The sequence below is a fragment of the Maribacter sedimenticola genome, from assembly GCF_900188415.1.
GTDB lineage: Bacteria > Bacteroidota > Bacteroidia > Flavobacteriales > Flavobacteriaceae > Maribacter > Maribacter sedimenticola.
The window spans coordinates 142,360-165,969 of sequence record NZ_FZNV01000002.1 but is presented as its reverse complement, the minus strand read 5'-3'; the positions used below and the strand labels follow the sequence as shown (position 1 = coordinate 165,969).

Here is a 23,610-nt window from a genome sequence, read left to right as displayed (position 1 = left end):
AAAAATTATTCGGCATCCCACCATACTCTAGTGGTAAGCAAATCCGGACCTTGACTTGCAACGGCCGCATCATAATTTTCTTTGTTCGTTACGGCCTCACCCGTAAAATAAGTCAACCTTCTAGGAATGGTACCATTGGTAACATTACCAGGATAGTTTACTGGAGTCAATACAGGAAACCCTGTTCTTCTCCAGTTTGCAAATGCCTCATATTCGTTCAAGAACGTAGCAGCCCAGTATTGGGTATTGATTTGCTCCAATGCATTTGCCGGGTCATATGGGTTATCTGCCAAGTAAGTTGCAATATCCGCATCATCAATGGCTGCATCCTCAGAATACAGTTCTAAAAACTTCATGGCAGCGGTTACACCAGCATTATAGTGATCTTCTGCAGCGGCAGCACCACCAGCAAGACCCCATCTTACGGCAGATTCTGCCAACATAAATTCAACTTCTGCATATGTTTGGAAGAACATTGGTGCATCCAATCCTTGCAACGTGTTGGAATTTACTTCAGAATAAGTAGACATATCATCACCACCCGGTGCATTTGCTATGGTTGTACCATCATACCCATTTGGCAATCCTTTCTGAACAGCAACATCATTATTACCATCTGGCAATGCTACCAAAACCGGCATTCTTGGATCACCTTGCAAGAAATCCATGAAAGTTTTACTGATTCTTGAAGAACGGTCGGCAAGGAATACCTCACTATTTCCGTTTTGTAAAATTCCGTTACCAGATTGGTGAATGACATAAGCTATATCCTCATTTGAGGTCATTACACCACCCTCTATAGCGGTTTGTGCCCATTGTTGCGCCAAGGCAGGATCTCTCTTTACCAATCTTAATCCTAAACGTAACATCATGGAGTTGGCCCATTTCTTCCATTTGGTCAAATCACCATTGAATATGATATCTGAAGTACCCAAGGCACTTGTACCACCGCTCAAAGCATCCGATGCTTCCTTAAGTTCGTTCAACATGTCTTTGTAAATGAACTCTTGGTCATCATAAACCGGTCTCAATACCCCATCAATAAATCCTTTACCAGCTTCACTGTAAGGAATATCACCATAGATATCCGTTAATCTGTGAAAAGAGAATACACGTAGTATCCTAACCATAGCATACTCTGGAGACGCGGTCAATTCATCGGCCTCTAATTGAGCTTTCATATCTTCCAAGGTCTTAATGGCCTGTGGATATTCCGCTTCCCATAAAGCACCGGCGTAACCTGTACTTAACGTATACTTATCCCCATTCCAATATCCTTGCGTGCTTGCTAGGTGTTGCATCATTACGGAACAGTAAATAAAATTACCTCTCCAAGACTCATAACGTTGCCCCGCAGTATACAATACCGCTTGTGGAAATTTGTATTTTACATCTAATGTTGGAGCATATGTAGGGTCTACATTGATATCCTCAAAACCTTTATCACACGATGTGAAGAAGAGCATTGAAAATACCGCTAAATAAAATATATTTTTCATAGTTTTCCTTTTTAAAATTTAACATTTAAACTTAATCCGTAACTTCTAGTTGAAGGAAGACCAAAACGCTCTAAACCTGCACCAAAACTAGCGTTGAATGAAGATTCTGGATCAATATCCTGTGTATTTCTCATGATGTAGAACAAGTTTCTGGCTATCAAGGAAATGTTGGCACTCTTTAAGAACGTTTTAGATATTACACTAGATGGCAGATTATAGCCTAAACTAAGTTGTCTAAGTTTAATAAAGTCGGCATCTTGAATATGCGCTTCTGCTATAGAGTATATTCTCTGATAGTAAGAACTTACATTTTCTGGGGCTATAGTAGTAGAGAAAGGCGCTCCTGCAGCATCTACACCACTAACTGACAATCCGTTTTCCCTTCCTTCCAATGTGTTTTTACTTGCACCGTAGTAGGTAGCATAAGCACTGGTACCAGAGGCAATCTCTGCTCCAAATTTAGCATCGATCAAGAAGTTAAGGTTAAAGTCCTTGTAACGGAAATTATTGGTAAGACCCATTGAGTAAGGTGCTACACCGTTGCCCAAAAATTTATTCTCACCAATGGATGGAGTACCGTTACTGTCATATTGAATTTCACCTGCATCATTTCTTACGAAAGATGTACCGTAAAGTGCACCGATTGGTTTACCTACTATTGCACCAGACTGAACATTGACACCAGTTGCTTGGTCACCTGCAAATATAGGATTGTCATCAGCATCTGTCTTGACCACCATATTTTCGTTATATCCTAAGTTATAGGTAATGTCCCAATTAAAGTTTTCCGTTCTTACAGGAGCACCGGTCAATAGAAGTTCCACACCTTGGTTGGTTACCTCACCAATGTTGATGACCGCTTTTGTAAATCCTGTAGTTCTTGAAATATCTATAGGCACAATATCATCTGTAGTCTTATTGTTGTAATAAGCAAAATCGATACCAAATCTATTATTGAACATCTTAAGATCAAAACCTATTTCATATTCTGACTTGGAGAATGGCGTAAGGTTGATGTTCGGTAATTTATTGGAATCCGCACCACCTACACCACCAATGGAAACAGGAGTTCCCGTAGCAGTATATGTATCATTGATACCATATACCAATGACAATTGATAAGGGTCGTTAGCTCCACCACCTATATCAGAATATCCTGCACGAATTTTACCAAAGGTAATCCAGCTAGGCATTTGAAAGGCATCGGAAAAAATGAAACTTGAACTGACCGATGGATAGAAATATGAGTTTGGAGATGTTTTCCCTGCCAACGATAATGTAGAGAACCAGTCATTTCTACCGGTAACGGTAAGATATAAATAGCTGTCATAAGAAAGTTCCGTTGAAAAATAAACGCCTGATCTTTTATTCTTAGAAAAAGAATACCCGTAGTTTTTTCTGGCAACGTTACCAATGGTCACTAAATCAGGAATTACAAAATCCTGACCATTTAACTCTGTTCTTTCATTGGTGAACGTATTACTGTTGGCCCCTAAAACAATGTTGGTAGCAAACTTTTCCGTAATATCTTTTTCTATACCTAAAATTACGTCCGCATCTACCGTAGATACATTGTATGTAGTTTCGGTCATTCCTCCCAAATTTTTGTAAGCCGTACCGTAAGGTTCTACATTGGTAATACTTGCAGTATATTGATCAATACCTGCCCTACCCATTGCATATAACCAATCTGTCAATTCATATCTTAAAGTACCGGAACCAATGAACCTGTTTTTATCACTCTCATTGTTGAATCTTTCGGTTACCCAATATGGATTTTGATGATAGGTACTTGCCGTAGAAATTAAGTATTCTGAACCAACTTCATTGTAACCTGGTCTTGAATCCAAACCAGCAACCGTTGTTCCTTCCTGAAAGAATCCTGGTTGATAGTCGGCAACATTTACGTTGGCCGGTGATAAGGCAACCGTAAAGTTAGAGTTACCTGGAGAATCTGAAAGTCTTGGTCTGTTCTTAACGTTCTCTATTACATACTTACCGTTAACATCCAAGGTTAATTTTTCGTTCATTACCACACCTGCGTTTATAGAGAACGACTTTCTGTTCAAACCTGCATTTGGCGTAATATCAGAGTTAGTTAGATCGGTACCTGAAAACCTAAAGTTATACCCGTCACCAGATTTGCTTACCGCAACCGTATTGGTAAAGGTAGTAGCAGTGTTGAAGAAGTTTTTTACGTTATCTCCAGCATTACTATATGGTCTACTAACACCGTCAAATTGAGCAACGCTTGAACCATCAAGTTTTGCTCCCCAAGAGTTGATACCGGCATCCAATGCCTCTAATCTATCAGATGGGGCAACACCATTGGTTCCTTGACCATATTCTTTTTGGAAATCGTACAAATCTGTCATAGCAGATTCCATCAACAATGAACTTGAATATTCAACACCGAAACCATTTTGTTGTTTTCCTGATTTGGTGTTGATGATAATAACACCATTTGCTGCCCTAGATCCGTACAATGCCGCGGCCGCACCACCTTTAAGTACACTCATACTGGCAATGTCATCTGGGTTGATACTGGAAATACCATCACCAAAATCCGCCCCGCCCCAACGGCTTGCAGATCCTAAATTCTGGTTGTTGATAGGAATACCATCTACAACATATAAAGGCTGGTTGGTACCACTTGCAGAAGAAGCACCACGAATAACCACGTTACTGGTACCAGAAGCTCCCGTTGCGGATCCGGTAATATTAACACCAGCTACCTTACCTTGTAAGGAATTAATGGCACTCACTGTCTTTACGCCGGAAAGCTCACCACCGTCTACTTGTGTAAGGGAGTACCCTAAGGCCTTTTCCTCCTTTTTAATACCCAATGCAGTAACGATCACCTCGCCCAACTGTTCCGCATCCTCTTCCAAGGTTACGTTGATAACTGTTTGGCCAGATACCGCAATTTCCTTTTTGGTATAGCCAATAGAGCTAAATACCAAGGTAGCACCATCGGTAACATTGATAGTATAGTTACCATCAAAATCTGCAGATGTACCATTACTGGTACCCTTTTCTACAACGTTCACACCAGGGAGAGGAGAACCCGACTGGTCTGTTATTGTACCTGAAACCGCTTGTGAAAATGCTCCTTGAAAGGACAGCATAGCCACAAACAGCAATACATAGTTGAATTTTTGAATCATTATCGAATTGTTTTAATTAGTTACTTAGTTTAATGTTATCTTAAGGTTTTCTTAATACCAAATATATAGTCTATAGAAACCTTTCAAATGAAGGATATTCGCCATCACTTGTACAATATTTGCAATACCATTTTTTTTATTTCTGAACCCTACTGATTTTCAGATCAATTCAGATTTTCCTCACCTCCTTCCATTCTGGTTGTGCAACTTGGCTTATATGTTAATTGATTTTAACTTCATCCATGAATAACCATGAACCCCCGTCATTTCCAGGATAGGGACCATTGACCGCATGAATTTTTATATACCTGGCCTTGGTCCGGCCAAAAGAAATCTTAACGTCCTGTATTTCATCCGTATTGGCACTTTTAAACGGAATTTCCATGATATCCACTTCTTGAAATTCAATATTGTCCTTGGAAAGGGAAATGGAAATTGCCGTGGGATAGAAAATATCCGGACCTTGGTTTTGTAGAAAACCCAATACGATTTCAGAAATGTCTTTCTGATTCAACAGATCTATGGTCAGTTCCACATCCGTGTTCAGCCAAGCCTGCCATTGTCCGTCGTGAAAATTTTTACTGCCCCGCAACACATTGACCAATGTAGATTCTCCCTCACCTGCATAACTACTATTATATAAGGTATGATATGTAACCTTTGCACCCACACCTTTATGAAAATCATATTGCTGTGTAAATAATGGAGACATAGCCTTACCGTCCTCATAAGCTTTTGCAGTAATCGTTACCGATGAATCAATGGTAACGGGAACGGTATAGGGTATGAAATTATCCGCATCATGGGCAAATGCATAACGTATGTCGGCATCATCAAACTCATTATGTAGTTTAACCGATATCGATTTTGAACCAATGTCCACTGTTGCACTATCCCTAATGGCATACGCACTTTTGGAAACATTGACACCCATGAACTCCAACCTTTCGTTGATTACTTTTAATCGTTCGGAAAAATTGCTCCAATTACGTTGTTCCTTGGTACTCCATAGGGTTTCCGATAAGGCGAGCAACCTAGGAAAAAGCATATATTCAGAATGTTCTTCCGTAGGTATATATTCTGACCATAGATTTGCCTGTCCCCCCATCACAAAAGATTCCTGTTCCTTGCTCATTGTTGGAATTACTGGATCAAAACCATACACTTTCTTAAGCGGCAGATAACCGCCAATGGCAATGGGCTCCGTATTCTGTGGTCCTTGGTATTGGTCAAAATAACAGAACTCGCCAGGCGTCATTATGACCTTATGCCCTTGTTCTGATGCCTCCATACCTCCTTGTGTTCCACGCCAGCTCATTACTGCAGCGCCTGGTGCCAAACCGCCTTCCAAAATTTCATCCCATCCAATTATCTCCTTGCCTTTAGCATTAATATACTTTTCCATTCTACGGATAAAGTAACTCTGCAATTCTTCTACGGACGCCAACTTTTCTTCTTGCATTCTTTTTTTGCAGTGGGGACAAACTGCCCAATTGGTCTTGGTGGCTTCATCTCCCCCAATATGGATATATGTTCCTGGAAACAAGTCCGCCACCTCATCTATTACATCTTCCAAGAATACAAATGTTTGCTCCTTGCCAGCGCAATAAATTTCAGTTATTGGCCATACTCCACCGGAAGGTACACCAATAGGCTTTTCAAAACAGCTCAACTCAGGATAAGCGGCAATTGCACTCATTACATGTGCAGGCATTTCAATTTCAGGTACTACGGTTATTCCCAATTTATCCGCATAATCAACCACTTCCTTAATTTGTGCTTGAGTATAAAATCCACCATAACCAGCTGCTTCACCTGCTTGGGTAACTTTTCTTGAGTTCCAGTGTTTATCTTCCTGATCTACCCTAAAGCCGCCTATCTCGGTAAGTTTTGGATATTTTTTAATCTCTATGCGCCAACCTTGATCATCTACCAAATGCCAATGAAACGTATTTAATTTTAGGAGGGACATACGGTCCAAGGTTTTTTTAATATATGCGATATCAAAAAAATGTCTTGAAACATCTAACATTACCCCTCTGTAACCATATCTGGGACTATCCTCAATTTCCATGACCGGAACCGACCAATTTACGTGAGATTGTATTTGTTTGCTTTCCATTTCCTTGGGCAAAAGCAAACGCAAGGATTGCATACCATACACCAAGCCATTTTTGGTTGATGCCTTCAACTGTATATACCCTTCATTGATGGATAGTTTATATGCCTCGGCAGCAAGACTGGTATCTACCATTATTTGTACATAATTGGCCGTGGGAGGGCTATAGACTATGGCCATATCAAAACCTGCAGCAATCTTCAACCTTTGGGACAAGATCAACGTTGGTTCTACATATGCATCATTTTTAACAACCAATACGGTACCTTTATCAAAAGTAAAGTACCCTTTGTCCTTTTTCATTTGGTTGGGCTGTGGAATAATGGCTAAAACACTATTGGCAGGACTTTCAGCTGGGTCATAACACGATGTGAGCACCAACGCCAAACCCATAATAATTAACTGCCGTATTTGTTTCATTCCCACAATACCTTGATTTGCAATACCATTCATGCCGTTATGTATTGTATTACTTAGCTTTTGATTCCTTAAAATCCTTGATCATCTTCCATTGCGCTTCGGTAATTGCCGGACCATCAAAGAAGGATACGCCCTTGGCCCCGTTCTTTTGTGCATATTTCATGGCACTCAACAATTCTTCCGGTTGCATATCCGGTACATAAATACCTGTATGTAATTCCACATTACGCTTCTCAAGATCAGTCACCCCTTGCCCAGTTGCATAACCTATCCAATCTATTTCCTCATTATAAAATTGATTGTATATCATAGGCAAGACGGCGTCAATATTCCATTTATCCCAACGTTGGCGTACCATATGGTCTGCCATTTCCGGATACGGAAATACGGCGGCAGTTAATTTTTTACCATTTTTATGTGCAATTTCATAAGAGGCATCCACCACTGCCTTTACCCTGTTCAACCTAAAATTTTTCCATTCCATATCAATGGCAGGATTATCAAAATCGTTAGGGTTCTTATGGTGCATTTTTTCAAAGGTTGACGTACAAACCTCACAATAACAAAAATCATAGGTAGGTTGCTCTACCTCTTGCTGTAAGTTATATTTTGGTAATAGACCTATTGGCAAGAAAATATCCGAATAACGTATATAATCCAAATGTACACTGGCCACACCATCGACCTTAGACAAGCCTTCTACCAAGCTTAAAATGTGCTCTCTAGATTCCTTTCTGGTAGGACAAAGCCACTTATAATATCCTACATAAGGCGGTTCATCATAACATGATTTCCCATCCCTACTTACCGCATACCACTCTGGGTGTTGTTCCGCAATTTTATCTCCTGGTCTATTCATGGTAAACATCCATGCATGCACTTCTAACCCCATACCTAAGGCCAACGGTGTCAATCTTGCCAAAAGTTCAGGATCAGTGTAGGTATTGATCAATACGGCATCTATGCCATTATCCGCGTATTTGGCAAACTCTTCTACATAGGAATCATCTGTACGGGACGCGTCTGCGGTTATCCAAGTCCAAAATTTAAATGGGCCGGACTCCTCTTTCTCCAATAGTGCCGTTTCCTTTTCTTCCTTATGCCCACCATTGCATGAGACCATAAAAACACTTAAAAGAATACAGGACATGATCATGCCCACATTACCTCTGTTCAATAAATTTCCCATCTGTATCTATGATTAATTGTTTACCACTAAAAGGACTCTTGGTATAAACCACATAACCCTTTAATTCCTTTTTAATTTTTACTACAATAGATTTGCCCTTTATCTCCTTGGGCGGATAAGTAAAATTTTCCATTTCATTTTCCTGCATCATTTTGCGATATATTTCATACATATACCACTTTATATAGTCATCATCTGGAATGACCACCTTATCCTGTTGTAAATTTTGTTCCGCAAAGTAAACATAGCCCCATCGTTCCGGCTCATGCATATTTATGACTTCTTGAGGGCTCCATACCCAGTTGTATTCCGGTTCATATTTACCGTTTTCTTTTTTCTTCCTGCCATAACGGTCGTTCTCCAGATCAAACTGCCAATTGACCCTAGAAAAATTTATTCTCCAAAACTGGTTCTTAGGTGGTACCGTACCTTTACTGGCCTCTCCCAAAACATTCCATGGTATGGATATCTCAACGGCCCATCCTTTATCACGATCTTTTGAATTGTTTAAGGTGCCATTAATATGCACAGCAGATATTACACCCTCCATATTCCAGTGATTCAATACATTGCCTTGATTTCGGTATGGTTTGGTGAGGTACAGATCCCAAATAGTATTTAAAACATTAATTTCAAATTCCATATAATTATGGGTATCCCCATCTGGATCCATAAATATCTCAAAATCGTTATTGTAGAAAATAACCGTATCGCGCTGTTTTAACGTTCCCCAAATATGGGGTTCTTCCATTTCCGCATAAAAATGCAAATATGTATCGTCCCATACCATCTTTACCCGTGTTCTGTATTTTGGCGTTAGGGTTCCTTCTATATCTATAAAATCCGATGTCCATTTTGCATTTTTCCATGCGACTTCATTAGCAAGTCCGTCAATGGTCAGTTGCCCCTTAGCCTTAACGGCTACGTAAGTCTTGGGTACTTGTTGGGCAGTTCCCGTACATGCAAAAAGGATGCATGTTACCATGGCAATGAACAGGTTTGGTGTTTTTGGCATTAAGATTAGTTAGTTGGTCTGTTTAAAGCTAGAACCGCTTTCATATCAATTTTCAGAAATCAGTTTATGACGTCCGGAAGACGGCAAATTTAGATAACGTCCAATAAAAATTAACAGCGGTACTCTCAAATATTGGAAACCATTTGTTATTATCGCATAAAATTTAGACCAACAACGGGTTTAGAAAGTCGAATACAGTATTTGAATAGCGTAAATTAATGGCCGCAAAGAAGAAAATAAATGACATTATAGAAAGTAAAGGCTCCGAGAGTTATAAAATTCATTACAAATACCATATCATCTTCTGGTCTATTTATATTTTGTTCAACACATTACGTTGGGGAAGCTTACATAACGACTATATTTATTCTATCAAAACCAATTTAATAGGATTCCCCATACACATGGCATTGGCATACTTCAATGTATATTTTCTAATGCCGGTTTTCGTCTTTAACAAACGATATTTGGAATACACCCTGGCCATTTTGGGGTCATTGGCGCTTATGCTTGTCGTAAAATTTAATTTAACCTACTATTTGATCGACACCAATGTAATGCCAGAGGCTTCTGAGGTAGTCAACAGTATTACCCTTAATTATGCCATTGTTACCATGTTCGGTGAACTGTATGTAGTATCGTTCGTTACGGCCATAAAAATAACCATAGATTGGCTAAGGGAACACCAAAAGCTTCATGAATTAGAAACCAGGCAATTAACATCTGAACTAAGTTTTTTACGATCACAGGTATCTCCCCATTTCTTCTTCAATACCTTGAACAATATTTACTCACTGACATTGGAAAAATCAGATAGGGCACCAGAAGTAGTTTTAAAACTGTCTGAATTAATGCGTTACCTTTTATATGCAGCAAGGAAAAACAAACAGGATCTACAGAGTGAAATTGAATTGATACAGAATTATCTTGATCTGGAAAAAATAAGGTTTAATGACTCCCTGACCATTTATATGAACATAACGGGCAATCTTGACAATAAGCGTATTGCACCTATGCTGTTAATCCCTTTTGTAGAAAATAGCTTTAAACATGGTGCCAATAAAACTATTGAACCTATGACCATAGATATTAATATTGCCGTCAAGGAAAAAAAACTATATTTTGAAATCGCCAATCCTATACCCGAAACCTTGGTCACGAACAGATTGGCCGAAGAAGAAGGCGGTATTGGCCTTTCTAACGTTAAAAAACGGTTGGAACTGGGATACCGGCCAGATGAATACGAACTGAACATTACAACTACAAATAATATATTTAAAGTGTTTTTAAAATTGAACGTATGAAGAATTTAAAAGCTGTAATTATTGATGATGAACCATTAGCGGTCAATGTTATTAAAAAATATATTAAAGAGGTCAAAGAGCTTGAGCTCATTAAAACCTTTACCAATGCCGTAGAGGCATCTTCCTTTGTACAAAAAAATCCGGTGGACATCCTATTTCTGGATATTAATATGCCAATACTCAACGGACTGGATTTTTTGGAAAATCTAACGAACAGACCAATGGTAATCATTACAACGGCACATGAGGAATATGCACTTAATTGTTACGAACTAGAGGCTATAGATTATTTGGTAAAACCTATACCTTTTCCAAGATTTCTAAAAGCCGTTAATCGGGTACTGGAATTAAAGACCAGTACCAAGGAAATTGTTTCGGAAAAAGAAGAGGTAGACCATCTTTTTATAAAAATAGACAAGAAAAAGCATCAAAAAATATACTTTGCCGACATCAGCATTGTAGAGAGCTTAAAAGATTATATAAGGATAAAAACAACCAAAGGAAATTTCATTGCCCATAGGACCTTGAGTAGTTTTACAGACGAGCTGCCTTCGCATAAATTCATAAGAATCCATAGATCGTTTACCGTTGCACTGGATAAAGTAGAATTCATTGAAGGTAACAGCCTATCTATTGAAGGGGTAAGATACACCATAGGTAGAAGCTATATTGAAGATGTAAAAAAAGCCATTTTTATGTAATCTAAGGATTAGCAGTATCTTTAATCGGAAATTTAAAGTTATAATTTAAACAAATCTGTATTTCCAAATTCATTAAACATATTGTTTGAAATTACATCTACTACATAAAAATTTAAGGTCCAACGTTTTATTTTCTTCATTTACCGGAGATGAATTTTTAAAACTATGGCATTACCACCCTGAACTGGAACTTGTATATATAGTTTCTGGAAAGGGCACTTTATATGTAGGGGATTTCATTGGAAATTTTGAAAGCAACAACATTTTCCTAATAGGCTCCAACATTCCCCATATGTTTGACAGCGCACCTAATTTTGAAGGTGAATCCTCTTCTATAGTGGTACACCTTAATTATGATTTTTTAAAAAAATTGGGACAGTTGGGAGAAGAATTCAATTACATAAATTCATTACTGCTTTTAAGCAACCGTGGCCTAAAATTCAACACCAAGGAAAGCCAAAAATTCAAAAACCTTTTTCATGAATTGGCAGAAACCTCCTCAGATGAAAAAGTATTGCAGACCTTAAAAATTTTATATCGTTTGTCCTTAATTGAAAATCTAGCCAAATTAGGAAGTATTGAATGGATTGAGCAAATTAATATTGCTGATGACCGTATTAATACTGTTATAGAATATATCATGATGAATTTCAAGAACGAAATTCAATTAAATGAAATTGCTGAAATGGTAGCCATGAACAAAACAGCATTTTGTCGCTACTTTAAACAGAACACCCAAAAAACATTCGTGAATTTTTTAAATGGCGTGCGTATTAATTATGCATGTAAATTACTTAAGGAAAACAATGCCTCCAATACCATTTCAATGGCATGCTATAATTCCGGATTTAACAGTCTATCCTATTTCAACCGTATTTTTAAAAAAAATATAGGATGTGCGCCTTCTGAATACCGATAGACTTTATACCCTTTTCTCTATATAATTTTGACTTAAAGTATAGGAGGTATTCAAATTTTGCACAAATTGTATTGGTTTAGGTAAAAATTTAGTTTGAATTCTTTTATTATTCCATTTATTTTGGCCTCAAATTTTAAGCTTGTCCATAAGCATTGAAAAAAACATCAAATCTATCATTTAATGTACAGACCTAATATTTCACTTAGTTCCCCTTATCTCCTGTTAGCACTTTGTTTTTGCATTCTTTTCATACAAAGTTGTTCGCAAAAAAATGATACCATATTGGTGTTTAGCAAAACCCAAGGTTTTAGGCACGGGTCTATTGAGGCAGGAAACCTTGCATTGCAAAAATTAGGCACGGAAAATGGATTTAAGGTCGTTACTACCGAAGATGCCGACTATATCGTAGAGGACTCCTTAAAAAACTATGCTGCGGTAATATTCAACAATACTACTAGAGATATTCTAAATGACGTTCAACAAGCAGATTTTGAACGCTACATCCAGGCTGGCGGTGGTTTTGTTGGTATCCATGCCGCTACGGATACCGAGTATGATTGGCCATGGTACAATAAACTTGTGGGTGCTGTCTTTAACGACCATCCGCGCATACAAGAAGCCAAATTGAATATTGAAAACAATGCTCACCCGTCTACACAACATTTAGGGGAAACGTGGTCCAAGAGCGATGAGTGGTACAATTTTAAAAATATCAATCCAAATATAAATGTCCTGATTTCTATTGACGAAAACAGTTATGAGGGCGGCACAAATCCTGAGGGCCATCCCATAGCATGGTATCACGCATATGATGGCGGTAGGGCCTTCTATACCGAGATGGGACATACCAATGAGACTTTTGAGGACCCGTTATTTTTGAAGCATCTATTGGGGGGTATTACCTATGCCGTAGGCGATGCTACCTTAGATTATTCCCGAGCCACTACGGACAGAGTGCCGCCAGAGGACCGCTTTGTTAAGAACGTATTGGATTTTAACCTAAACGAGCCCATGGAGCTCGATGAGTTGCCCGGAAGGGGAATTTTGTTCATTGAACGCCACGGTGCTTTGAAGCTTTTTGATTTTGAAACGGAACAAACAAAGACCATTGCACAGCTAAATTTGTTCTATGGCAACGAAGATGGATTATTGGGACTGGCAGTAGACCCCAATTACCTTGAGAACAATTGGGTATATCTTTTATATTCCAACAAAGGGGATATTTCCAAACAACATGTATCCCGTTTTACCTTAAAGGATGACATCCTTGATCTTGATTCCGAAAAAATTCTACTGGAAATTCCTACGGACAGGCAGTGTTGCCATAGTGGTGGCGCCTTGGAATTTGGTCCTGACGGAACCCTTTTTATAGCCCTTGGCGATAATACCAATCCTTTTGAATCTTCAGGATTCTCACCTATGGACGAAAGATTGGACCGTGCAGGGTTCGATGCCCAGCGCTCTGCCGCCAATACCAATGACTTAAGGGGAAAAATATTGCGGATAAAACCAGAGGAAGACGGTAGCTACACTATCCCAAAAGGCAATCTGTTTCCCGTAGGTACGGAAAAAACAAGACCGGAAATCTATGCTATGGGACTAAGAAACCCTTTTAGACATTCTATAGATAGCAAAACTGGAATTCTATATTGGGGAGATATAGGTCCAGATGCAGGTAAGGCTGATCCCAACAGGGGACCTAGCGGAATGGGAGAATACAACCAAGCAAAAAATGCAGGTTTTTGGGGCTGGCCTTTTACTAGAGGGTACAATGAAGCATACAATGATTTTGATTTTACGACCAATATGTCAGGTGCAAAATTTGACCCAGATAACCTTATCAATAATTCCCCACATAATACGGGTATCCAGAAATTACCTCCGGCACAAAAATCCATGATTCCTATGACCTATTATAGATCAGAAGAATTTCCATGGATGGGCCAAGGAGGAATCAACCCTATGGCAGGCCCCGTATTTCATAAAGCGGATATGCCCAACGCAGAAAATCTATGGCCTCCTTACTTTGAAAACAAATGGTTTGTTTATGAATGGATGAGAGATTGGATTTATGTGATCACTCTAGATGAGGAGTTCAATTATGTTAAAGCCGATGCCTTTATGCCCAATGAGGAATTCTCCCATCCTATGGATATGATCTTTGCATCCAATGGCAATATGTATATTCTGGAATATGGTCAAAAATGGAACTCCCAAAACCTGGATGCCAGATTAAGCAGCATATCGTATATCAAAGGCAATAGGGAACCGGTCGCAAAATTTACACACGACAAAACGGTAGGTGCGGCACCGTTGACCGTTGCTTTCTCAGCAGAAAACTCAAAAGATTTTGACCATGATGCGCTTACATATGACTGGTATTTTACAGGAGATTCTCCTCAATCGCAAGAAATGAACACCGAGTTTACCTTTACCGAAGACGGAATTTACAATGTAACCTTAAAGGTAACGGACAGCAAAGGAAACACAACGTCTGCCAACACGAAAATTTTGGTCGGTAACGACGCCCCTACCCTAACCATACAAATAGCCGACAATGACACTATATACTGGGATGGAAAAAAAATAGATTATACCATTACCGTAGAAGATAAACAGGATGGCTCTACTGCTGATCAAACCATTGCCGCAGAAGATGTAAAGGTAACTTTTGACTACATACCGGAAGGTCGTGATTTCGTTAAAGCCACATTAGGGCACCAGCGTAATCTTGAACCCATTGGCAAAAAGGCCATTGAAGCTTCTGACTGTAAAGCATGCCATGCCGTTAAGGAAAAAGTCAACGGTCCAAGTTATATAGACATTGCAAGGCGTTATGGCGCGGAAGATACCGGTTATTTGGTCTCTAAAATCATAAAAGGCGGTGGTGGTGCCTGGGGAGAAAATGCTATGTCCGCCCATCCCCAGCTTACCGTAGAGGAAGTTACGCAAATGGTAGATTACATCCTTAGCCTAAAACCACAAAAAGAGACAGGCCAGAAATCATTGCCGTTGTCCGGAACCATTACATTCAACGATCATATAGGTAAGGCAGGTGAAGGTAATTATGTACTTATGGCTTCCTACCGGGACAAGGGCAACAAAACCCAACCTAACTCTGAACTTACCGTTAGCGAACAGGTCATCTTTAAAAGTCAAAAAATTGAAGCAGAAAACGCCAACGAAATCAAAGAGGGCACGGGTACCTGGAGTACAAGCAAATCTCGGGTTGTGGGTGTTTTACAGCATGGGGCATATCTAAAGTTCAATGCTATTTCTCTTCAGGACCTAGAGCATTTAAAGTTTGCCGCCTTCTATAATATGGATCAAGAATTCAAAGGTATTATGGAGGTTCGTGAAAATAGTGTGGACGGACCATTGATAGGCAAGCAAAATCTAGAACATAATGGTAAGGAAGAAACCATTTATTATACCATTCCTATATCCCCTAATGTTGAAAAGGCCGATCTGGTCCTTGTTTTTAAGAACGAACAGGACCCCACTCAAAATATTTGCCATGCAGACTGGATTTCATTTGACTATAAACGATAACACAGTATGGTAATGTAAGAGGGCTTCAAACTTTTTGAAGCCTTTTTTATGCATTGATTATTCCGTTATTGGCCAGATACTATACGCCCATCCTCCATTTCAATGATATAGTCCGTTCGTTTTGCAAAATCTTCGTCATGGGTTACCACTAACAAAGATAGCCCTTCCTCTTCCTTTAATCTTTTAAAAATATTGAACACATTGTCAGAGTTATAACTATCCAAATTACCGGTAGGTTCATCCCCCATTAATATAGAAGGATTATTGATCAATGCCCTGGCAATAGCAACCCGTTGTTTTTCACCACCAGAAATGCGCGACGCCTTTTGCTTTGCCAATTTTTCAATTCCTAGCATGCTTAATTTTTCATAGGCGTCATGCTCTATTTCCTTATTGGACTTACGGGCCAATTTTTTAGCGGGTAGCATTACATTTTCCAATACACTAAATTCCGATAACAAATAATGGAACTGAAATACAAAACCAATATGTTCATTTCTAATTCTGGAAAGCTCAGATGCAGGTTTACCCGTTACTAAGGTATCGTTTAAGAATAATTCTCCGGTGTAATCAGTATCCATTGTTGAAAGTATATACAATAAAGTAGATTTCCCAGAACCAGACTTTCCCATAATTGATGCAAACTCTCCTTCTTTTATGGCAAAGGAAATATCCTTTAGGACATGAAAATCCTTAGGTTTCAAAAAATGCTTATTGATATTTTTTGCTTCTAAAACATTATTCATTCCTACACCATGTTAAGTACCTCTAATAATTTTAACCGGATCAATATGCTTTGCCTTATTGGATGGTAGCCAGCCCGCAATACAGGTAGAGATCAGCGCAAACACAATACCTATGATATAGTAGGTAAGACTAAAATTTACCGGATATGTATCTATGGTAGGCAGCGCTTCAGTCTCAAAAGGTAGACCATCAATGATTACAGAAAGGACAAAGCCCAATACCAAACCTAAAATGCCTCCTATAATGCCTATAATCATAGCTTGACTCATAAATATAAATTGAACATCCGTACCTGAAAAACCTGTAGCTTTTAAAATTGCTATATCCTTCATTTTTTCATAAATGAGCATATTAAGGATATTATAAATACCAAAACCCGCAACGATGAGCAAGGTGATGGATACGGCATAGGTAATTAAATTTCTAATATTTGAACCGGTCTCAAATTGTGCATTGGCCTCATTGATGTCCGTGGCCGTAACATTAAATTGCTTTTCAAGAAATTCTGCCAATTGTGGTGATTGTTCAATATCGTAAAGTTTAATATTGATATCGGTTATATAATTTTGAGATTCACCCAGAATACGTTGTACCGTTTTTAACTTGCAAAAACTCTGAACATTATCCACATCCGCAATACCGCTTTGATAGAAGCCTACAATTTTAAGGGGCACAAGTGCCCCGGCTACCGTGCTCACTTGCACCCTATCTCCTACAGATAAGGACATTTTATCTGCCAACCCGGCACCCAACAAGATTCCATTATCCATGTTTTTTAATGCTTCTGGCGAACCCTGCACAATGTAATCCCGCATATTGGACAATCTGGTTTCTTCCATAATATCCACGCCTACTATACTGCCCCCCAGTTCAATAGAACCGGACAGGTAAAAAATCTGTGCGCGTACTTGGGGAGTGGCCCCCTTTACTACATCTTTATTTTTTAGATAATTAAGTATTGGTAGCGCATTGTGAATTTTCTTTTGCCCCTGTTTGGGTTTAATGGAACTTATTATATGTACCGAGTTTTCAAATTCTTCATAGAGTGAAATAGGTTGATCTTTTGTTGGTGCAATTTCATTGTATAAATGAATATGGGGAGTTTGGTTTAAAATTAAACTGTCCAGCATAGTATTGAGTCCGGTCATAAAACTGACCAAGGTGATATAGGCCCCAATACCAAATGTTACTCCCAAAGCTGCCGTTACGGTGGATTTCATCTTGGTTAAAAGATGTGTTTTGGCAATATTTAAAATTACCTTCCAGTTTATCATTGCGTTGGCTTAATTATCAAGGTGGTTTCCGTTATTCCGGACAGAATTTCTACCTGTTCTAAATTTTGTAACCCTACCTCAACATCTATATCCCCTTCTGGGGTCATAACCTTGTTGCCGTCCATCAAATAATCACGCGGTATGGTAAGAACGTCTTTCTTTTGGGCTATTACAATATTTGCTTCACCGGCCAATCCTGGATACAGTAATTTAGGCGGTTCGTGAAACAATGCCTCAATTTTAAAGGTCTGCAATCGCTCTTCTTTTTGCGGGTAAATCTTACTTACCCTTGCAGTATATATTTCATTGGGATATGCCTCTAAAACAATAAGTACCTGCTGATTTAATTGTATTTTGATGATATCTACCTCATCAATCAACATTTCAATTATAAAATCATTGGCACTACCAATGGTACCAAGCGGCTCTACGGTGCTAACCAGTTCCCCAGGTTCCTTATATAGTGCGTATACCCTTCCTGCAATTCTGCTATTTACCGTAAAATCATCTGTGGTTATCTTGTTAGATTGGTAACTGTTCTTTGCCTGTACCATTTTCGTTTCCAATTCAAAACGCGTTCTGGCATAACGTGCTTTTAAAGTTTTATGTTGATTTTGGGATAGTTGAAAAGCCAACATTTTGGTGTCATACTCGGCTTTGGAACCAATTCCTTGTTCCCATAGGCGTTGCTGCCTGCTAAAATTAAGAGAATCGTTCAAGTATTTTAATCTAGCCGCATAAACCTCGTCTTCAATCTCTTTTAAAACTGCGGCATTACCTTCTAAATTCTCTTTGGATTGTCTTAATGCCAAGTAGGCATTCTCGGTCTGTAGTTGTGGGGCACGATCAATAATTTGAAGAATGGGGTCACCTTTTTGAACCAGATCTCCCTCCTCTTTAAAGTTATTGTCCAAAATACCACCTACCGCGGCGTATAGTTGGTATAAACTATCCGGCTGTATAGTTGCAGATGCATACACGGACATGGTAAGGGTCGTTCTTTTAGGTAAAATGTTATCTTCATTACCTTGACAACCCCCAATTAACAATGAAAGGACTATAATTTTAAAAAAGCGCATATTTCTTAGATTACCTTAACCAAAGTAACTACTAAAGAATATGTTAGCCTATGAGTAAAATCATATAAATTTAATTACCACCCCTAATATAAAGGCATTTAGTAAAAATCCAATTCTGCAATAGTCGCCTTAAGCCCATTGCCCGCAATTTCATTAGCCTGTAATTTAATATACCTTGCTTGGAACTTCTTATTGAACGTGTAGGTACGTTGTGTTGGGTCATTGATCAGGTTGCCAAAGGTAAAACTATCCTGTTTGGTCCAAACCTTACCATCTTGACTGGAAAAAATAGTTCCTTTTTCAATCATGCTATTGGATATTGAAGTGGGCGGTGTATATGCAAAAGCACTAATTTCCAATTCTTTACCCAAATCAATTACTACGGATTTATTCCCATCATTTTCTTGGGATTGCCAATATGTATTGGGATTCTCATCAAATAGTAATTCTCCCTCATGCTTTTTCTGTGCGCTACTTGACTCTACCAATGTCCAAGACATTTTTGGAATTCCAAACCTAAACGTGGCGGTACTTCCTTTCTCCCCATTCATAATAGCCACCGCTTTGACCTCACCTTCCCCAAAAACAAAGGGATCGGTAAACAAGGAAGACGATGAATTTGGTACTTGCCCATCCGTAGTGTAAAATATCTGCATGCCCTTGTTTAAATTGGCCCCGGCGTTCTCCCCATTGGGGTTCCATCCAAAATCAGACATTTTAGGAACAATACTGACTTCTCCCTTACTATTTCTGCTAAACTGTAACTGTGGTGGCCTACTCTTAAAATAATGCGCTGAAATATGCTGCAAAACGGGTGTATATCTTGATGACAAGATACGGAGCCTTAATTTGGTAGTCTCAATTTCCGGAAAACGCAATATTCTTTTGTAACCAATGTTGGTTGCACTGGCAACCTCTTTCCATTCATCATTGATCCAGGCATCCAACGCATGTTCGGATACACGTTCTCCATATACCTCAACATGTTCCTGAACTAAAAATCTATTGATCTTAGTAGCCTTAGGTAACGTCACCTCAACAATCGGTTCTTTATCCTGCAAAATTAAATGCGTTTTATTATCCTGGTCCAGGAGTTCCTTAGGCCCATCTGCGCCGTCCAATAAGCTTACCCTGTACGTTTCCTTAATTCTTTGGCCGGTTTCTTTAAGTACCTGTACATCTTGGTCAGAAAATTCCCCTTCCCTATTTGGGGGTATGTTCAATAAAAATATGGAATTGCCACCAACAGAACGTTCATATATATCAAAGACATCGTCTGTAGTTCTTACCTTTTGGTCGGTATCATCCCTGTAAAACCATCCTTCCCTTATAGAGGTATTGGTTTCTGCTGGCTGGTAATGTAAAAACTTACCGGCAACCAATTTTTTCATACTCCCAACATCTTCGTCCGTTATATCGGCAAAGAGATTCATAGTCCTAGGGTCTTCATCATATGGCACAACGTTCCACTCGGTATCTCTGGTTGCCCCTGCTTCATTACCGCACCATCGCGTACCTTCTTTTCCAAAAACTACTGCATTAGGCGCTAGGGCAGTTATTAATTTCTTCCAATCCCTATATTTATATCGCTGATTTCCTTTACGTTTGGGGTGGGCACCATCAAACCAAACCTCATCTATAGGTCCATACTCCGTCAACAATTCAAACAATTGATTTAAGAAATATTCATTGTAATCATCTACTTCAAATTCAAAAGTGGTTTTATTCTCAAAAGGCCTACCCTCAATTTGTCTAGGTATTGTGCGTTTGGTATACTTACTTAAATTACCGTACAATCCTTCTGGATGTTCTATTTGATACAAATCTGCTGGAGAGAGATAGACCCCCAATTTAATGCCATATTTTTTACAGGATGCAGCTAATTCCTTAACGACATCTCCTTCTCCATTTTTATACGGAGAAGACATTACCCCGTGTTTTGTATACCTGCTCTGCCACAAGACAAAACCATCATGATGCTTGGCCGTAATGATTACTTTTTTCATTCCCGCATCTTTCATTGCCTGGCACCATTGATCTGTATTTAGATTTTTTAAATTAAAGATAGCAGGGTCTTCCATACCATTACCCCACTCCATTCTAGTAAAGGTATTGGGTCCAAAATGTACAAACGCTATGAATTCGTCCTTTAACGCTTCAAATTGATTTTTGGATGGAACAATATGTGCAGCTTTTACCCTAACGGAATCTTCAATGTCATCATTATCAAGTGCCATAGTGTTTTCAGTTGACAAGGCCAATGCAGGCTTGCCTTTTGGCGTACAGGATGTCAACCATATGCACAATGTAATAATGCTTAAGAAATAACCGTATTTTTTTGGGGCTATCATACACATATCCATAATTTTTAATTATTAAGAATGTACATATTGTACAGACATTTTCAAAACTAATGGAATATATAAATAAATGCCTACGCAAAGATGACCAAAAGCAATACTTTTTTTGCAAGCTTTACTGTTGACCAAACCTTATAGTTCAATGAAATGCAAATAACAAAGTGAAGGCTATAGCCTACCACCCTTTTTGTTCCCAATTCCTTACATGAACTATGTTCATGACCTCATTGAAAACAGGATTTGTATAATCCTAATGAACCCTCATTGCAAATAACAAAGTGAAGGCTATCGCCTACCCACTTTTTGCTCCCAATTCCTTTCATGAACTATGTTCATGACCTCATTGAAAACAAAAAGTGAACTGCTTTCACAGTTCACTTTCTCATTCAGTCGGGATGACAGGATTTGAACCTGCGACCACTCGACCCCCAGCCGAGTGCGCTACCGGACTGCGCTACATCCCGAGACTACCAATACAGCAAAAAATAAAAGTGCTATACCGTTTATTTACTTGAAAATTAACCGGATAATAGTGCTTAAACTTTTTATTTAACGATTAGATTCTCAAATTAAGGTTGCAAAAATAAAAAAGTTAATCGGTTTCCAAACTATTAATCCAATCTAAAACCAATAAAGGCCATTTTCTTAATATTTCATTGTCCTCTGCCATCCCAAACCCATGCCCCCCTTCTTCAAAAATATATAATTGGCCACGCTCGTTGGACTTTGCATTGTGCAGGGCAAAAAAATATTCACTATTGGCCACCGGAACGGCTTTATCATCCATTGCATGAATTAAGTACGTAGCCGGGGTATCTTCATTAATCTGCAGATCGCTGGAAAATTGCATGACCTTTTCGGCAGATGGATTTTTTCCCAACAGATTATTCCTTGAACCTTTATGTGTGTTTTCTCCCATGGTAATTACCGGATACATCAAAACCATAAAATCCGGTCTAGCACTTAAGCTATCAACCTTATCCACGGCCGTATACACCATATTATCGTATTGGGTACCTAAAGTTGAGGCTAAGTGCCCACCAGCCGAGAAGCCTATTATACCAATATTGGCGGGATCAATGTTCCATTCTTTTGATCTGCTCCTTACCAACCGTATAGCCCTTTGGGCATCTATTAAGGGCACATAGTGCTTATCTATTTGGGTTTCATCAGACGGCAATCTATACTTGACTACAATGCCCGCTATACCATGATCTACCAAAAACTTGGCAACCGAAGTACCTTCCCAGTCATAGGCCAGAATACCATACCCTCCTCCCGGAAAAATCAACATGGCCTTTCCCGTAGCTTTTGATGCATGTGGCAAAAAAACTTCTATTGTAGGTTTTTGTACCCTGCTGATTTTTAAAATGTCCGTATACTCTTGAACTTCCCCTATATCGGTTTTTAATTGGTTGGGAATTTTATCTTTGGGCCAAATATCAATAACCAATTCCTTATTTGCGGCACATCCACCCAAAACCGTCAGTGCCAGGACAAAAATCATTATTAAAGGCAGCCTAATCATTACACTCCCAATTAAAATTAGCTATGGGGTCATTTGAGGCTCCTTGAAGGTTATAATGCCACCATTCTGTCCTAGTGGACCAAAATCCATGTTTTTCCATTGTTTCCTTCAATAATTTCCGGTTGTCCAAAACTTGTTTGGGCAGATCATAATTATCGTGATAAGCTCTCTTTCCAAAAAAATCAAAATCTGTTCCCATATCCAGTTCCTCACCGGTCAATGACACCAAGGTTATGTCAACAGCCCCTCCTTTATTGTGTATTGAGCCCTTAACAGGATTGGCGACGTATTGTGGATTGGGCACAATTTTCCACATTTTATATTGAACAGAATTTGGACGGTAGCAATCAAAAAATTTAATCTTGACCCCATTTTTATGAAAATCGGCATTTGCAGCCAATAAGGCCTTAACGGTTTTAACCCTGGTATAACATTCCGCACAGTCATAAACCTGTTCCTTTAAAAAATTGTTTTGGGTAGCGTATCTTAAATCAAAGGCAAAACCATCACTGTAATCGGCTAATCTCACAAAGGTGGTGTCCCTTAACGAATCCAATGGTATTATTGTTTTCAAACGTGGCGTTTTCGCAATATCGGTTTTGGATATGGTATCCGTTGTGGGAATAGGCTTACGGGTCTCCAAATCGCCATTTGCGGATTTGACAGTGTCCTTACAACCTACAAACATAACGGTAAGTAAAAATAAGCATATCAACGTTTTAAAATACTTCCCATTT

Annotated in this window: 15 protein-coding genes and 1 tRNA gene; 4 read left to right on the top strand and 12 right to left on the bottom strand. The window is 38.9% G+C overall.

Annotated elements, in window-relative coordinates; all coding sequences use genetic code 11:
• Positions 1-5: 5 nt before the first annotated feature.
• From CHB68_RS05710 to CHB68_RS05690, 5 genes are all read right to left on the bottom strand, one after another.
• The gene (locus CHB68_RS05710; RefSeq protein ID WP_089259911.1) at positions 6-1,499 is read right to left on the bottom strand and encodes a SusD/RagB family nutrient-binding outer membrane lipoprotein; all 1,494 of its coding nucleotides are present in this window, start codon (positions 1,497-1,499) and stop codon (positions 6-8) included.
• An 11-nt stretch (positions 1,500-1,510) separates the two neighbouring features.
• On the bottom strand, positions 1,511-4,666 hold the full coding sequence (locus CHB68_RS05705) for a SusC/RagA family TonB-linked outer membrane protein (protein ID WP_089259910.1): 3,156 nt from the start codon (positions 4,664-4,666) through the stop codon (positions 1,511-1,513).
• Between the two features lie 220 nt (positions 4,667-4,886).
• Positions 4,887-7,238, bottom strand: coding sequence for a glycoside hydrolase family 20 protein (locus CHB68_RS05700; RefSeq protein WP_245838839.1), 2,352 nt, complete (start codon positions 7,236-7,238; stop codon positions 4,887-4,889).
• A 16-nt stretch (positions 7,239-7,254) separates the two neighbouring features.
• A complete protein-coding gene (locus CHB68_RS05695; RefSeq protein WP_089259909.1) occupies positions 7,255-8,394 on the bottom strand; it encodes a glycoside hydrolase family 10 protein in 1,140 nt (379 codons plus the stop codon).
• Positions 8,369-9,409, bottom strand: coding sequence for a carbohydrate-binding family 9-like protein (locus tag CHB68_RS05690; protein ID WP_245838837.1), 1,041 nt, complete (start codon positions 9,407-9,409; stop codon positions 8,369-8,371). Before CHB68_RS05690 ends, CHB68_RS05695 begins: the two co-directional genes overlap by 26 nt.
• Positions 9,410-9,627: 218 nt before the next feature.
• Between CHB68_RS05690 and CHB68_RS05685 the strand changes: the two genes are divergently transcribed.
• The 4 genes from CHB68_RS05685 to CHB68_RS05670 all read left to right on the top strand — a co-directional run bounded on the left by CHB68_RS05685 (position 9,628) and on the right by CHB68_RS05670 (position 15,885).
• Positions 9,628-10,713 (top strand): sensor histidine kinase, encoded by a 1,086-nt coding sequence (locus tag CHB68_RS05685; protein ID WP_089259908.1) that lies wholly within the window; start codon positions 9,628-9,630, stop codon positions 10,711-10,713.
• Positions 10,710-11,414: a LytR/AlgR family response regulator transcription factor gene (locus tag CHB68_RS05680; protein ID WP_089259907.1), complete on the top strand. Its 705-nt coding sequence runs from the start codon at positions 10,710-10,712 to the stop codon at positions 11,412-11,414. The genes CHB68_RS05685 and CHB68_RS05680 overlap by 4 nt, the downstream gene beginning before the upstream one ends.
• An 85-nt stretch (positions 11,415-11,499) precedes the next feature.
• The gene (locus tag CHB68_RS05675; RefSeq protein WP_089259906.1) at positions 11,500-12,333 is read left to right on the top strand and encodes an AraC family transcriptional regulator; all 834 of its coding nucleotides are present in this window, start codon (positions 11,500-11,502) and stop codon (positions 12,331-12,333) included.
• A gap of 285 nt (positions 12,334-12,618) precedes the next feature.
• Complete coding sequence (locus tag CHB68_RS05670) at positions 12,619-15,885, top strand: ThuA domain-containing protein (protein ID WP_179213151.1); 3,267 nt, start codon at positions 12,619-12,621, stop codon at positions 15,883-15,885.
• A 65-nt stretch (positions 15,886-15,950) separates the two neighbouring features.
• On the opposite strand, the gene CHB68_RS05665 is transcribed toward CHB68_RS05670, so the two are convergent.
• From CHB68_RS05665 to CHB68_RS05635, 7 genes are all read right to left on the bottom strand, one after another.
• Complete coding sequence (locus CHB68_RS05665; protein WP_089259904.1) at positions 15,951-16,631, bottom strand: ABC transporter ATP-binding protein; 681 nt, start codon at positions 16,629-16,631, stop codon at positions 15,951-15,953.
• A 12-nt stretch (positions 16,632-16,643) separates the two neighbouring features.
• The gene (locus CHB68_RS05660) at positions 16,644-17,906 is read right to left on the bottom strand and encodes an ABC transporter permease (protein ID WP_089259903.1); all 1,263 of its coding nucleotides are present in this window, start codon (positions 17,904-17,906) and stop codon (positions 16,644-16,646) included.
• A complete protein-coding gene (locus CHB68_RS05655) occupies positions 17,903-18,985 on the bottom strand; it encodes an efflux RND transporter periplasmic adaptor subunit (RefSeq protein ID WP_089259902.1) in 1,083 nt (360 codons plus the stop codon). The genes CHB68_RS05660 and CHB68_RS05655 overlap by 4 nt, the downstream gene beginning before the upstream one ends.
• Before the next feature lie 98 nt (positions 18,986-19,083).
• Positions 19,084-21,342, bottom strand: a complete 2,259-nt coding sequence (locus tag CHB68_RS05650; RefSeq protein ID WP_245838835.1) for an alpha-L-fucosidase — start codon at positions 21,340-21,342, stop codon at positions 19,084-19,086.
• A gap of 393 nt (positions 21,343-21,735) precedes the next feature.
• Positions 21,736-21,809: transfer RNA gene (locus CHB68_RS05645), tRNA-Pro, on the bottom strand.
• A 128-nt stretch (positions 21,810-21,937) separates the two neighbouring features.
• Positions 21,938-22,873, bottom strand: a complete 936-nt coding sequence (locus tag CHB68_RS05640) for an alpha/beta hydrolase (RefSeq protein WP_089259900.1) — start codon at positions 22,871-22,873, stop codon at positions 21,938-21,940.
• Positions 22,866-23,561 carry a M15 family metallopeptidase gene (locus CHB68_RS05635; protein ID WP_089260570.1) on the bottom strand — a complete coding sequence of 232 codons (696 nt, stop codon included), beginning with the start codon at positions 23,559-23,561 and terminating at the stop codon, positions 22,866-22,868. Before CHB68_RS05635 ends, CHB68_RS05640 begins: the two co-directional genes overlap by 8 nt.
• Positions 23,562-23,610 lie beyond the last annotated feature (49 nt).

Bases quoted from the DNA above. Each gene is read 5' to 3' on its own strand.
- CHB68_RS05650 (WP_245838835.1), bottom strand. From the start codon at position 21,342: ATGTGTATGATAGCCCCAAAAAAATACGGTTATTTCTTAAGCATTATT.
- CHB68_RS05685 (WP_089259908.1), top strand. From the start codon at position 9,628: ATGGCCGCAAAGAAGAAAATAAATGACATTATAGAAAGTAAAGGCTCC.
- CHB68_RS05705 (WP_089259910.1), bottom strand. From the start codon at position 4,666: ATGATTCAAAAATTCAACTATGTATTGCTGTTTGTGGCTATGCTGTCC.
- CHB68_RS05655 (WP_089259902.1), bottom strand. From the start codon at position 18,985: ATGCGCTTTTTTAAAATTATAGTCCTTTCATTGTTAATTGGGGGTTGT.
- CHB68_RS05635 (WP_089260570.1), bottom strand. From the start codon at position 23,561: ATGTTTGTAGGTTGTAAGGACACTGTCAAATCCGCAAATGGCGATTTG.
- CHB68_RS05665 (WP_089259904.1), bottom strand. From the start codon at position 16,631: ATGAATAATGTTTTAGAAGCAAAAAATATCAATAAGCATTTTTTGAAA.
- CHB68_RS05710 (WP_089259911.1), bottom strand. From the start codon at position 1,499: ATGAAAAATATATTTTATTTAGCGGTATTTTCAATGCTCTTCTTCACA.
- CHB68_RS05660 (WP_089259903.1), bottom strand. From the start codon at position 17,906: ATGATAAACTGGAAGGTAATTTTAAATATTGCCAAAACACATCTTTTA.
- CHB68_RS05695 (WP_089259909.1), bottom strand. From the start codon at position 8,394: ATGGGAAATTTATTGAACAGAGGTAATGTGGGCATGATCATGTCCTGT.
- CHB68_RS05640 (WP_089259900.1), bottom strand. From the start codon at position 22,873: ATGATTAGGCTGCCTTTAATAATGATTTTTGTCCTGGCACTGACGGTT.
- CHB68_RS05680 (WP_089259907.1), top strand. From the start codon at position 10,710: ATGAAGAATTTAAAAGCTGTAATTATTGATGATGAACCATTAGCGGTC.
- CHB68_RS05700 (WP_245838839.1), bottom strand. From the start codon at position 7,238: ATGAATGGTATTGCAAATCAAGGTATTGTGGGAATGAAACAAATACGG.
- CHB68_RS05690 (WP_245838837.1), bottom strand. From the start codon at position 9,409: ATGCCAAAAACACCAAACCTGTTCATTGCCATGGTAACATGCATCCTT.